The following is a 12,620-nucleotide window of genomic DNA, read 5'->3' on the forward strand; positions in this document are numbered from 1 at the left end:
CCGGCCGCCTGGATAGGCCGTAAGTGACCCCGCGTTGCGGTCGGGGCGGCTGCACAAAACTGTCGGTGGCAGCCGATACCGTAGGAGCATGCGGTTATTGCACACCTCGGACTGGCACCTGGGCCGGTCATTCCACGGCGTCGGGATGCTCGACGCCCAGCGCGCCTTCGTGGACCAGCTCGTCACATTCGTCCGGAAGGAAGCGGTCGACGTCGTCCTCATCGCCGGGGACGTCTATGACCGCGCCCTGCCCGGAGTCGACGTCGTCGGCCTGCTCGACGACGCGCTGGTGCGGATCACGGGCGCCGGCGCCCAGGTGGTGCTGACCAGCGGGAACCACGATTCGGCCATCCGGCTCGGGTTCGCCTCCCGGCTGCTGGAGCGCGGCGGTGTGCATCTGCGGACGCGGCTGACCGAGCTGGACAAACCCGTCCTGTTCCCGCTCGACGAGGGCAGCGAGGACGGCCCCGTGCTGGCGGTCTACGGCATTCCCTGGCTGGAGCCCCGGCTGGTCGCGGACCAGCTGGGGGTTGAGACGGCGAGCCATTACGAGGTGACGCGGGCCGCGACGGCACTCATCCGGGACGATCTCGGCGTCCGTTCCGCGACGCGGACGGTTCATTCCGTGGTGCTGGCCCACACCTTCGCGAGCGGCGGAATCAGCTCGGACAGCGAGCGGGACCTGAGCATCGGCGGGGTGGGTGCCGTGCCGCTGGATCTCTTCGACGGGTTCGGCTATGCCGCGCTCGGGCACCTGCACGGCCGGCAGGAGCTTTCGCCCGCCGTGCGCTACTCAGGATCACCGCTCGCGTACTCCTTCTCCGAGGCCAAGCACCGGAAGGGCGGCTGGCTGGTGGACGTCGGGGCCGCGGGCATCACGGGCGTCACGGAGGTGCTCTGGGAGGCGCCGCGGACCCTGGCCGTGCTGCGGGGCAGGCTTGAGGAGCTGCTCTCGGCGGAGGAATTCGCCTGGGCCGAGGACGCCTACTGCCAGGTCACGCTGACGGACGCCCAACGCCCAGCGCAGGCCATGGAAAGGCTGCGCGCCCGTTTTCCGGACACCCTGGTGCTCGGGTTCGAGCCCGAAGGGGCGGCCGCGGCGGCCAGGACCAGCTACAGCAGACGGCTCGCCGAGGCCGACGACGACCTGTCCATCTGCTCCGGCTTCCTGGCGCACGTCCGGGGCCGGGACGCAGACGACGCCGAAACGGCAGTCCTCGCCGAAGCCCTGGAAGCCGTCCGCCTGGAAGGGACATCCCTGTGAGGATCCACCGTCTCGAGATTTCCGCCTTTGGCCCGTTCGCCGGCACCGAACACATCGATTTCGACCGCCTGAGCGCGCACGGGCTCTTCCTGCTGAACGGGCCCACCGGCGCAGGCAAGACCAGCGTCCTGGATGCCATCTGCTTCGCCCTGTACGGCTCGGTGCCCGGCGCCCGGCAGGACGGCAAGCGGCTGCGCAGCGACCACGCCGAGGCCGCCGTCGAACCGCGTGTCACCTGCGAGTTTTCGGCCAAGGGCAGGCACTTTGAAGTGTCCCGGTCGCCCGCCTGGGACAGGCCCAGCGCCAGGGGCAAGAACGGTTCCACCGCCCAAAAGGCGAACACTTTGCTGCGCGAACGCGTTGACGGCGCCTGGCTGGAGAAGTCGGGCCGCAACGACGAGGCAGCGGCTGAGATCGCCGACATTCTGGGCATGAACCGGGAGCAGTTCACCCGTGTGGTCATGCTGCCGCAGGGGGACTTCGCGGCCTTCCTGCGCTCCAAGGCCACGGACCGCCTTGAACTGCTGCAAAGCCTGTTCGGTACGCAGCGCTTCGAAGCAGTGGAACAGGAACTGGCCCGGAAGGCACAGGCGGCCCGGGCCGAGGTCGCCGGCCTCAACAACCAGCTGGAACTGCTGCTCGCCCGGGCCGAGGCAGAGACGACGGCCCTCGAACTCGATACGGCCGGGGCCCCGGACCGCGAAGACGCCGATGCGCTCCTGGCCTGGTTGGGGGACAGTGCGGCCTCCGCGGCCAAGGTACGCCAGGCGGCCACGGCAGAGGTCGAGCGGCGCAGGGCCGAACACGCGGCGGGACTGGACGCCGCGGCGGCGCGCGCGGCGCGCCAGGCCAGGCTTGCCGCCGCGGAACTTCGTCGGTCCGGCGCCGAGTCCGCCGCGCCCGTCCTCGCCGCGAGGACCGGCAAGCTGGGCCTGCACCGCAGGGCCGAGGTGCTCGGCGGCCAGTTGCAGGCCGTGGAACGCGCCGCGGACGCCGAGGAGACGGCAGCCCAGGCCATGGCCGGGGCGGCCGCGGAACTGCACACGGCGGCTCTCAGCGACCCCGAACTCACGGACCTCGAAGCCGCCGGCCCCGGACTCACCGGCACGGAAGCCGCCGGCCCGGACCGCCAGGGCCCTCCTGCCGGCGGGGCAACCCTCGACGGCACTGCCCTGCGGAGCGCCTTGGTCCGCCTGCGCTCGGTGCGGGCGGTGCTGGAGGAACGGCTGCCCGAGGAGTCCAGGCTTGCCGGGCTGATCGCGCGCGCCGGCCAGCTGGGCACGGCGCTGGAGCAGCTCACCGCGGACCGCAATTCGGGCGCTGCGGCCCTAGACACCCTGCGCACGGAAACGGCCGGGCTGCTCGCAGGTCTCCGTCCGCTCGAGGAACTCGCGGCCGAGGTCCGGCTGCGGACCAAGGAGGCTGCGGCGGCCGGGGAGCTCGTGGCCATGGTCGGGCGCCATGCGGCGGCCGAGGCGGCGTGCGCCGGCGTGGCGGAACGCCACCGGCTCGCGCGGGACGAGCACCAGGACCGTCGCCAGCGCTGGCTTGATCTCCGCGAGGAGCGGCTCGCCAATGCCGCCGCCGAGCTCGCCGCGCAGCTGCTCTCCGGCGTCGCCTGCCCGGTGTGCGGCAGTCCGGACCATCCGGCGCCCGCCCAGGCCGCGGCGTCCGCACTGGCCGTCGCCGAGGCGGAGCAGACCGCCCAGGACGCCTGCGAGGCCGCGGAAGCGGCGCTGTCCGCGCTGGAGCGCCGACTTGCCGATGCCCAGCAGGAGGTCGCCGTCCTGGCGGCGCAGGGCGGCAGCACCGCGCCCGAGGAAGCACGCCGTGACGCGGCCGTGGCCACGGAACGGGCGGCCGAAGCCGCCGCCGCAGCCAAGGGGCTCGCCGTCAGCCGCGCCCGGCAGGCCGAGCTTGCGGAGGAGATCTCCGCCGCCGAACAGGCACAGGCGGAGGCTGCCGCCGGCATCGCCCAGACGGAATCCACCATGGCGGAAGTCCAGGAACAGGCGGACGCCCTCGAACTGTCCCTCGGGAAACTGCGCTCCGGCCACCGCACCCTGGCGGGGCGTATCGCCGCCGTCGGCAAGGCGACGGCGGTCCTGGAACGGGCTGAGGATGCCCGGACCGGACTGGAACAGGCCCGGACCCGCACGGCAGGCGTGCGGCAACAGGTGGAGCAGGCGCTTCCCGCGTCCGGCTTCGAGTCCGCGGCCGAGGCCCGTGCCGCGTTGCTCGCGGCGCCCGAGGCTGCGGTGCTGGAAGCGGCCATCCGTGCCGGACAGGACGAAGCCGCACGGGTTGAAGAGCTCTTCGCCGGTGAGGAACTCGCCCTGGCTGCCCGGGAGCTGGAGGCCGAGGGACCGCTCGGGGACGACGTCCTGGAGCGGCTCCAGGCAGCTGCTGCCCTGGCTGAACGCGAGGCGCGGGACGCCGCGCTCGGGTCCGGCCTTGCGGAGAAGTCCGTGCGCACCCTGGGCCGGATCACGGCCGAGTACGCCGGGCTCGCCGCCACCGGCAGCGGGCCGCGGGAACGCGCAGCACTCCTGAACGCCCTGGCCGACGCCGCCCGGGGCGCCGGAGACAACACGTACCGCATGAGCCTGAACAGCTACGTGCTCGCCGCCAGGCTGGAACAGGTGGCAGTCGCCGCCTCGGAGCGGCTGGTCGGCATGAGCGATGGCCGCTACACGTTGGAGCACACGGACGCCAAGGCCGCACGCGGGGCGAAATCCGGGCTGGGCCTGGAGGTCGTGGACGAGTGGACCGGACTGCGCCGCGACACGGCAACGCTGTCCGGCGGCGAATCATTCATGGCCTCCCTGGCCCTGGCCCTGGGGCTGGCGGACGTGGTGCAGCAGGAATCCGGCGGGGTGGACATCGAGACCCTCTTCGTCGACGAGGGATTCGGCAGCCTCGACGAACAGGCCCTCGAACAGGTGATGGACGCCCTCGAAGGACTCCGGGACGGCGGCCGGGTGGTCGGGCTCGTGAGCCACGTGGGGGAAATGAAACAGCGCATCAGCACCCAGCTCCAGGTGGTCAAGGGCCGCAACGGGTCCACCCTGCACATCTCCGACGACGCCGAGGGCTGAGCCGGCAGGGCTGAGCCGGGCAAGGCTGAGCAGGCGGAATTCCGTTGGCCATGGTGGCAGGCAAGACCCTTGCCACCATGGCCAACGCCGCTACTATTGAACAGTTACCGGGTCGCGCGCATCGGGAGGAGGGACGATGCGCAGCATTGAACGAACCCGGAATCATGACCCCTTCAACGTCTTTCCAGCCTCCCGTTTCCGCCGCGCCCACCTCCGAACCCCGCACCGGCGGCCGCTTCGCACGGCTCCCGCTCCTTGCCGGCCGGAGCTTCATCCCGCTGGGACTCTTCGCCCGCCTGCCCCTGGCCATGCTCACCATGGGCGCCCTGACCCTGGTCACCGCCGTCGCCGGCTCCTACGCCATTGGCGGAGCCTCGGCTGGGGCCGTCGGCATCGGCTCCGCGCTTGGTGCTCCCATTCTCGGCGCTCTGGCGGACCGGCTGGGCCAGCGCCCCGTGCTGGTGTTTGCCGCGATCTTCAACACCGTCGCCGTCGTCGCCCTGATCCTCGCCGCCTATCTGATCCCGGGCGGGCAGGACATGGCCACCGCGGTGCCGGTGCTTGCCGCCGCGTTCGTGGCCGGTGCCAGCTGCCCTCAGGTCGGACCCCTGGCACGGGTCCGCTGGATGGCCCTGACCTCCCGAGGCGGGCGTGACGCCAACACCGCGGACCTGGACACTGCCCTGTCCTACGAAAGCACTGCGGATGAGCTGACCTTCGTCCTGGGCCCCGCGCTGGTGGGAATCCTCGCCAGCCTGATTGCGCCGTGGCTGCCCCTGGCCCTCGCCGCCGCGCTTACCATCACCCTCGTGCCCGCTTTCGCCACGCACCCCACCCATCATGCGGTGGTACGCACCCCGGCCAGGACCGCAGGCTCCGCGCAGGAAAAGCGCCGTGACGCGCTGACGGCACGCCAGCGCATCGGGACCGTCGCCGCCGTCGCCCTGCCCGTGCTCGCCATGGTGTGCATGGGCACCTTCTTCGGCTCCACGCAAACCTCCCTGAGTTCCTTCTCCGCAAGCTTCGCGGGCTCCGAACTGGCCGGCCTGCTGTACGCCGTGATGGGCATAGGCTCAGCCGCGGCTGCCCTCTCGGTCGCCTACTGGCCCCGGCGGTTCACGGTGCACGCCCGCTGGCTGGTCTGCGCGGCGCTGATGGCCGGGCTCGCCGTGCTGCTGCTCCTGCCTTCGACGGCGCTGCCGATGATCCTCGTACTCCTGGTCCTGGGAGTGCCGGTGGGACCGCTCATGGTCACGGTCTTCGCCGCCGGCGGCCTCGTGGCCCCGACCGGCAAGCTCGGCACGGTCATGACAGCACTGGCCAGCGGCATTGTCGCCGGCACGGCCCTGGGGTCCTCCATCGCGGGGCGGCTGGCACAGGACCATGGCTACTCCGCGGCGTTACTCGTCCCGGCCTGCGCCGCCGCGGCGCTGTTCCTCCTGGGTGCGGCAGCCGCCGTCGTCCTCCCGCGATGGAAGACGACGGCCCCGGTCCAAGTAGCTGGCGGTAGTTGTCGTTCTGCGGGCTGAAAACGGCAACTAATGCGGGCCAGTTGGGAAGGGGGCACCTCGGTCCGCTTGTCAGGGAAGGCAGGCCTCAGCCCAGCTGGCCCTCGATGCGGACGGCGCCGGCCGCCAGCGCGGCCGCCACGTCGGCCGGATCCTCGCTGGTGCGGATGTACACGACGGCGAGGGCAGCCGGACGCCCGCCCGGGACCCGGACCGGCCTAATGGCGCTGCCGGTCGAGGCGGACCCGCGAGGACTGAGCCGGCCGGCCGTCCGCCGCAGACGATGCCGGCGGGAGCCCCCTCGCAAGAATCATGTGCCCTTTGTCACATTTCCGTAGTAGTGTACTCAGTACCAACTGACCGAACGATCAGTAAATCACCTCGCACCCACCCGGGCAGTGCCTCTGCCCCCAGCAACGGAGTTCCAATGACCGCAACTTCATCCGTCGATTCCGAGGCGGGACCCAGCAGCAAGCATGAGGAACGCAAGGTCCTCGCCGGGACGCTGGTCGGCACCACCATCGAGTGGTACGACTTCTTCATCTTTGCCCAGTTGTCAGGGACGTTGCTGTCGGCGCTGTTCCTGGCCCCGCTGAACGATTCGAACCCGGGCCTGGCGCAGATCCTGTCCTTCGCCCTGATCGGCATCAGCTTCCTGTTCCGCCCGCTCGGTGCGGTCATTGCCGGCCACCTCGGTGACCGGCTCGGACGCAAGGCCATGCTGGTCTTCACGCTCATCATGATGGGTGCCGCCACGGCCCTGATCGGCATGCTGCCGACCTACGGCCAGATCGGCGTCTGGGCACCGATCCTCCTGATCCTCCTCCGCGTCATCCAGGGCTTCTCCGCCGGCGGTGAATGGGGCGGCGCTGCCCTGATGGCCGTGGAGCACGCACCCAAGAGCAAGCGCGGACTGTTCGGCGCATACCCGCAGATCGGCGTCCCGGTCGGCATGATCCTGGCCACCGGCCTGCTGTACTTCCTGAACACCAGCATGTCCAAGGAAGACTTCGCCGCCTGGGGCTGGCGGGTGCCGTTCCTGCTCTCCATCGTGCTGATCGTGGTGGGCTACCTGATCCGCCGTGCCGTCGGCGAGAGCCCGGTCTTCAAGGAGATGGCCGCCCGCAAGGAAGAAAGCAAGGCCCCGCTGGGCCAGCTGATCAAGTTCCACAAGAAGGCCGTGCTCTACTCGACCATGATCTTCATCGGCAACAACGCCGCCGGCTACCTGCTCATCGCGTTCTTCATCTCCTACGCCACCAAATCGCTGAAGATGCCGACCCCGCAGATCCTGCTCGCCACCACCCTGGCCTCCTTCGGCTGGCTGATCTTCACGCTCGTGGGCGGCTGGCTCTCGGACAAGATCGGCCGCGTCAAGACCTTCCTGATCGGCTACGCGATCGTCTTCGCCTGGATGATCCCGATGTTCGCCCTGATCGACACCAAGGACATCGTCCTCTACGGCACCGCGCTGTTCGTCCTGACCATCGGCCTGGGCCTGTCCTACGGCCCGATGTCCGCCATGTACGCCGAGATGTTCCCGGCCAACGTGCGCTACTCGGGCATCTCGATCGGGTACGCCTTCGGCGCGATCCTGGGCGGCGCCTTCGCCGCCACGATCGCCGAATCGCTGCTGCAGAGCACGAAGTGGACCGGCTCGATCGGGATCTACATCATGATCCTGTGCGTCATCTCCGCCGTCGGCGTCCTGCTGGCCAAGGAAACCCGGGGCCGGCCGCTGGGTGTCCACGCCCACGAGCCCGCCAAGCACTAAGTCAACGCGGGGTCACATCGCGCCCGTCCGGGGCCTCCGGACGGGCCCGATGTGACCCCGCGTTGCTGTGGCCCTGCGGGTGGTGGTCCTGCGGTTACCGGGCGCGGAGCAGCCGGACGACGTCGTCGTCGCTCACCTGCCCGAACGCGCGGTAGTAGCTGCCGACGCTGCGGAACCCGCCGGGGATGAAGAGGCTGACGACGGCCTCGGCGAACGGCTCCAGGGACGTCTGCGCGTCCAGTGCGGCCACCGGGACCGCGACGACGATGCGTGCCGCCCCGGCTCGCCGCACCGCCTCGATGGCGGCCCGCATGGTCGCGCCGGTGGCCAGGCCGTCGTCGGCCAGGATGACGGTGCGGTCCCGCAGCTCGTCCCGGGTGCCCGGATACTGCCCTGCGCGGCGCTCCAGTTCGGCGCGCCCGTCGTGTTCCACCCGGTCCAGGGACGACTGCGGGAAGCCCAGTTCCAGGAGCCGGACCACGAGGGGCCCGTTGAGGACGCGGACCACCTTGCCGGGGGACCAGGCGAGGGCACCGAAGGCTGTTTCCTCGTGGCCGGGGACCCCCAGCTTGCGGACCGGCAGGGCGCCGAAGGGCAGCCGGAGCGCGTCCGCGGCGGCGGCCGCCACCGGTACGCCGCCGCGGGCCAGGCCCAGCACCACCGTGCCGGCGCGTCCGCGGAACTGGGGGAGGGCGGCGGCGAGCAGCCGGCCGGCCTCCCCGCGGTCCGTGAAGCGCATTCCCATGGGGTTCCCCTTCGGGTCTGGCCCGGGACGCCCTGGACGGCCCGGCATGGTTCAGGCGGCCAGGAAGCTGATGGCCTCCTGCTTGAACGCGCGGCTGGTGACGGCGTTGGTGTGGTTCCGGCCCGGCAGCAGTACCTGCTCGACCATGGCGCCTGCCTTGGCGCCCAGGGCGGCGAGCTCCGGCAGGGACGCGGCACGATCGTCCTTGTCCCCGGCCACGAGCAGCATGGGCATCCGCGGGACGGCCTCGGCGGGGTCGAAGGGCTCGCCCTTGATCGCCTCCACGAGGGAGAGCAGCGAGAAGATGTTGTTGCTGGGCAGCAGCTGGGCCATCTTCAGCAGCCCCGCCGTGGACTGGTCCGCGATCGGGGTGCCGTCGGCGAGGTACCGCTGCGCGGCGACGAGGTCGAACTCGGCGAGCGGATCGGCGGTGTTCGGGCCGCCCAGGACGAGGCGGTGGACGAGTTCGTGCTGGGTGGCGCCGAACTCCCAGGCCAGCCGGGAGCCCAGGGAGTAGCCGATCAGATCCAGCCCGCTGCCCGGGTCGCCGTCGCGCAGGGGCCGGGTGCCGGCGTCGAACGCGATCTGCAGCAGGTCCGCGCGGATCCGGCTCGGCGCGTACGAGTCCATGTCCTCGGGGGCGCCGCTGCGGCCATGGCCCGGCAGATCGACGGTGATGACGCGGCGGCCTGCCTCGAGCAGGGCGGCCAGCCAGCCGGTGTCCTCCCAGTTGAGCTTGGCGGAGGAGGAGAAGCCGTGCAGCAGCATCACGGGCCGCAGCCCGGCGTCCGTCGCGGGCTCGTGCACCGCGACATAGAGCTGGGGGTCGGTGCCCTCGACGGTGTGGGAATGCTGCTCGCCGGTGTGTCTGCCGCTCATGGTGTCAGTCCTCATCAAGTACGGCGCTCAGGCGGACCCGGCGCTTCGGTGCCTCGTCCTGCGGGACCGTGCCCACGATCCCGGCGGTGTTGTCCGGCACCTCAAACACAATCAGGGGCTCGCCGACATTGATCGTGTCGCCGGGCCCGCCGCAGGTACGCACCACTTTACCTGCCTGCGGACTGGGCAATTCAACCGCCGACTTGGTGGTCTCGACCTCCACGAGGGGCTGGTTGCGTTCCACCTGATCGCCCGGCGAAACCAGCCATTCGAGCACGGTCGCCTCGATCAGGCCCTCGCCGAGATCGGGGAGCGGAAAGGAAATTTCAGCCACGATTGTACTCCAATACCCGCTGGATGCCGAAGAGGATCCGGTCGATGTTCGGGATGTATTCGTCCTCCAGGTCGCCCGAGGGGTAGGGGACGTCGAAGCCGGTGACGCGTTCCACCGGCGCCTTGAGCGTGTCAAAGCAGGCCTGGGTGATCAGCTGCGCCACCTCGGCGCCGAGCCCCGAGGTCAGCGGCGCCTCATGGACGACGACGGCGCGGCGCGTCTTGCGCACGGAGGCGGCCAGCGCCTCCGCGTCGATCGGCTTGAGCCAGCGCAGGTCCAGGACCTCGACGTCGATCCCGTCCTCGGCGGCGAGCCCGGCGACCTGCAGGCAGCGGGCCACCATGGCGCCCCACGCGACGAGCGTGACATGGCGGCCCGCCCGCATCACCTTCGCGCCGGTGGGGGAGCCGCCGGCAGCATCGCCTTGGGCGAGGTCGACGTCGCCCTTCTGCCAGTAGCGCGACTTCGGCTCCAGAAAGATCACCGGGTCTGGCCGGGTGGCGGCGTACTTGAGCAGGTGGTAGGCCTCGTGCGGGTTCGACGGCGAGACCACCTTGAGCCCCGGCACGTGGGCGAAGAGCGCCTCGAGGCTTTCGCCGTGGTGCTCGGGGGCACGGATGCCGCCGAAGCTGGGCACCCGCAGGGTGATCGGCATCGGCAGGGTGCCGCGGCTGCGGTAGTTCATCCGTGCGATCTGGCAGACGATCTGGTTGATCGCGGGGTAGGCGAAGCCGTCGAACTGGACCTCGGGGATGGGGTGGAAGCCTGCCATCGCCAGGCCCACGGACATGCCGAGGATGCCGGATTCCGCCAGCGGGGTGTCGAAGACCCGCTGCGCGCCGTGTTTGGCCTGCAGCCCGTCGGTGATGCGGAAGACGCCGCCGAGCCGGCCGCAGTCCTCGCCGAAGACCAGGGTCCGGGGGTTTTCCGCCAGGACCTCGTCGAGGGCCAGGTTCAGTGCCTGCTGCATGGACATCACGGTGGTTGTGCTTGCCGGTGATTGCGCCTGTGCCGGTGATTGAGCCTGTCGAAATCCGGCACTTTCGCCTTCGAGAATCGAGTTAGACATGTTCGGACTCCTCGCGCCAGCTGGCGGCCTGCGCCTGCAGGGCCGGGGTGGTTTCCTGGAAGACCAGGTCGAACATCTCCGTGCCGGGGCGGGATCCGAGGGCGGTGAGGCCGGCGCGGACCTGTTCCGCTTCGGCCTTGGCGGCGGCCAGGGCCGCGGCGAAGAACGCCTCGTCCGCTGTCCCGTCGGCGAGCAGCCGCTGCCGGAAGCGTTCCAGCGGGTCCGCGCCGGCGCCGTCGCGCTCCTCCTCGAGGGAGCGGTAGCGGCCCGGGTCATCGGCGGTGGAGTGCGGTCCGCGGCGGTAGGTCATGGCCTCGATGACCGCGGGGCCGTTGCCGGCGCGGGCGTGCGCGAAGGCGCCGCGGGTGGCCTCGAGGACGGCGAGGACGTCGTCGCCGTCGACCTGCAGCGCGGGGATGCCGTAGCCGGCGGCGCGGGCGGCGACCGAGCCGCCGGCTACCTGGCGCTCGGTGGGGACCGAGATGGCCCAGCCGTTGTTCTGGACGAAGAACACCACGGGGGCCTTCATCACGGCGGCAAAGTTCATGGCCTCGTGCACGTCGCCCTGCGAGGAGGCGCCGTCGCCGAAGTAGGTCAGCGCCACGCCGTCTTTCGCATCCAGGGTCTGGCCGTGCGCCCAGCCGACGGCGTGCAGCACCGAGCCGGCTACGACGGCCTGGATCGGGGCCAGACGTGATTCGAGCGGGTTGTAGAGTCCGCCGTGCCAGGTCGCCTTGTGCGTGGACATGTAGGCCACCATGTCCACGCCCATGGTCCGGGCGACCCCCATCTCGCGGTAGGTGGGGAAGACGAAGTCGCGGGTGGTGTCCACGGCGTAGCCGCTGCCCACCTGGGCCGCTTCCTGCCCGAGTTCGGGCGCGTAGCCGGGGATGAGGCCCTGCCGCTGCCAGGCGATGGCGGAGGTGTCGAGGTGGCGGACGGCCACCATCAGCGAATAGAGCTCGCGCAGCTGGGCAGGAGTGGGCGGCGCGGCGGATTCACCGGAAGCCGGGGGCGGAAGGGTGTCCATGCCTGTGACCCTAGTCACCCCCGCGCGGCCGTGCAATCAGCTCAGGAATCCCTGGCCAGACTGCACAACCTTGCGGGCCGTGGTGCCGTCCCGCCTTGCAGTTTGTGCAGCACGTCCCGCCCCAACTGGCTCGCAGTTGTTGCTGTTTTGAGCGCCCAAAACGACAACTGCTGCGAGTTACTTGGGCCGGCAGGGGCCGACGGCCCCTATCGGGTGATGCCAAGGGGCTTCGTTGGTGGGGCACATGAGGCCCCTCGAAGGGTTACAGCGGCTCCGTCGGTACGGTTGTTCCTGCCGGTGTCATCGCACCAGTCGATGTTGTACGGCATGGCAGTGACGGCCGCATCGCCGGCGGCCGTCCGGGCCGGGACCTCAAAGGTGTAGGTGAATCCGCCGGCGTCGTTCATCGGGGCAGTGGTGTTGACGACTTCCGCGCCGGTCGCATCGGTGACGATCACCTGGATGCGGGCGTTCTCGCCGTAGCGGGGATTGCAGCCGGCGTCGGGCGCTGCCACCGTGACCTTCTCACCGGCTTTCGCGCCCGGCGGGTCCACTGAAAAGGCGGGCGGGAGACAGGGCGGTTCTCCGTTCCCCGAGGAGGAGGCGCACCCGGATGCAGCAGCAACTACCAGGACGGCAATGACCGCACCCATGACCGAATATGGCGGGCTGCTGTTGCGAACGGGATACCAGCAATGGGGCGCCATTTCCTCATTATGGTGGGTGAGTGACGAGCGAATACTCCCGCCCGAAACTCGTCCCCATATCGTTGCCCGAGCGGCCACTGCCAGCCCACGCGTCACGCTGGCGATCCGCGGCGCGTCGATACCCGGGCAAGGAAAAGCCCAGCTCCGGAACTTACTCTTACCCCGTGGCCCAGTAGCCCGGTTGGGGGCACGCCACACGTCATTTCCCTCAA

General features: G+C 70.5%; 10 protein-coding genes and 1 pseudogene. 4 read left to right on the forward strand and 7 right to left on the reverse strand.

Features of this window, described 5'->3' with window-relative positions:
* Positions 1–88 precede the first annotated feature (88 nt).
* The 3 genes from ACQCSZ_RS05045 to ACQCSZ_RS05055 all read left to right on the forward strand — a co-directional run bounded on the left by ACQCSZ_RS05045 (position 89) and on the right by ACQCSZ_RS05055 (position 5,891).
* On the forward strand, positions 89–1,264 hold the full coding sequence (locus tag ACQCSZ_RS05045; RefSeq protein ID WP_427006985.1) for an exonuclease SbcCD subunit D: 1,176 nt from the start codon (positions 89–91) through the stop codon (positions 1,262–1,264).
* Positions 1,261–4,362, forward strand: a complete 3,102-nt coding sequence (locus tag ACQCSZ_RS05050; RefSeq protein WP_427006986.1) for an AAA family ATPase — start codon at positions 1,261–1,263, stop codon at positions 4,360–4,362. Before ACQCSZ_RS05045 ends, ACQCSZ_RS05050 begins: the two co-directional genes overlap by 4 nt.
* Before the next feature lie 164 nt (positions 4,363–4,526).
* Positions 4,527–5,891 carry an MFS transporter gene (locus ACQCSZ_RS05055; RefSeq protein WP_427006987.1) on the forward strand — a complete coding sequence of 455 codons (1,365 nt, stop codon included), beginning with the start codon at positions 4,527–4,529 and terminating at the stop codon, positions 5,889–5,891.
* Positions 5,892–5,958: 67 nt separating this feature from the next.
* On the opposite strand, the pseudogene ACQCSZ_RS05060 reads toward ACQCSZ_RS05055, so the two are convergent.
* A pseudogene (locus ACQCSZ_RS05060) lies at positions 5,959–6,090 on the reverse strand (ArsR family transcriptional regulator); the annotation flags it as partial.
* A 207-nt stretch (positions 6,091–6,297) separates the two neighbouring features.
* Here ACQCSZ_RS05060 and ACQCSZ_RS05065 point away from each other — a divergent pair.
* Positions 6,298–7,644: an MFS transporter gene (locus ACQCSZ_RS05065; protein ID WP_427006988.1), complete on the forward strand. Its 1,347-nt coding sequence runs from the start codon at positions 6,298–6,300 to the stop codon at positions 7,642–7,644.
* Between the two features lie 94 nt (positions 7,645–7,738).
* Here the strand turns inward: ACQCSZ_RS05065 and ACQCSZ_RS05070 are convergent, their stop codons facing one another.
* The 6 genes from ACQCSZ_RS05070 to ACQCSZ_RS05095 form a co-directional block, all read right to left on the reverse strand.
* A complete protein-coding gene (locus tag ACQCSZ_RS05070) occupies positions 7,739–8,389 on the reverse strand; it encodes a phosphoribosyltransferase (RefSeq protein WP_427006989.1) in 651 nt (216 codons plus the stop codon).
* 51 nt (positions 8,390–8,440) lie between these two features.
* The gene (locus ACQCSZ_RS05075) at positions 8,441–9,268 is read right to left on the reverse strand and encodes an alpha/beta fold hydrolase (RefSeq protein WP_427006990.1); all 828 of its coding nucleotides are present in this window, start codon (positions 9,266–9,268) and stop codon (positions 8,441–8,443) included.
* Positions 9,269–9,272: 4 nt separating this feature from the next.
* Positions 9,273–9,602, reverse strand: a complete 330-nt coding sequence (locus ACQCSZ_RS05080) for a biotin/lipoyl-containing protein (RefSeq protein ID WP_427006991.1) — start codon at positions 9,600–9,602, stop codon at positions 9,273–9,275.
* Entirely contained in the window at positions 9,595–10,578 is a 984-nt protein-coding gene (locus ACQCSZ_RS05085) for an alpha-ketoacid dehydrogenase subunit beta (protein ID WP_427008256.1), read from the reverse strand. The genes ACQCSZ_RS05080 and ACQCSZ_RS05085 overlap by 8 nt, the downstream gene beginning before the upstream one ends.
* 85 nt (positions 10,579–10,663) lie before the next feature.
* On the reverse strand, positions 10,664–11,701 hold the full coding sequence (locus ACQCSZ_RS05090) for a thiamine pyrophosphate-dependent enzyme (protein WP_427006992.1): 1,038 nt from the start codon (positions 11,699–11,701) through the stop codon (positions 10,664–10,666).
* Positions 11,702–11,907: 206 nt separating this feature from the next.
* Positions 11,908–12,216: a hypothetical protein gene (locus tag ACQCSZ_RS05095; RefSeq protein WP_427006993.1), complete on the reverse strand. Its 309-nt coding sequence runs from the start codon at positions 12,214–12,216 to the stop codon at positions 11,908–11,910.
* Positions 12,217–12,620: the final 404 nt, after the last annotated feature.

Source organism: Pseudarthrobacter sp. H2, from assembly GCF_050157045.1.
Classification (GTDB): domain Bacteria; phylum Actinomycetota; class Actinomycetes; order Actinomycetales; family Micrococcaceae; genus Arthrobacter.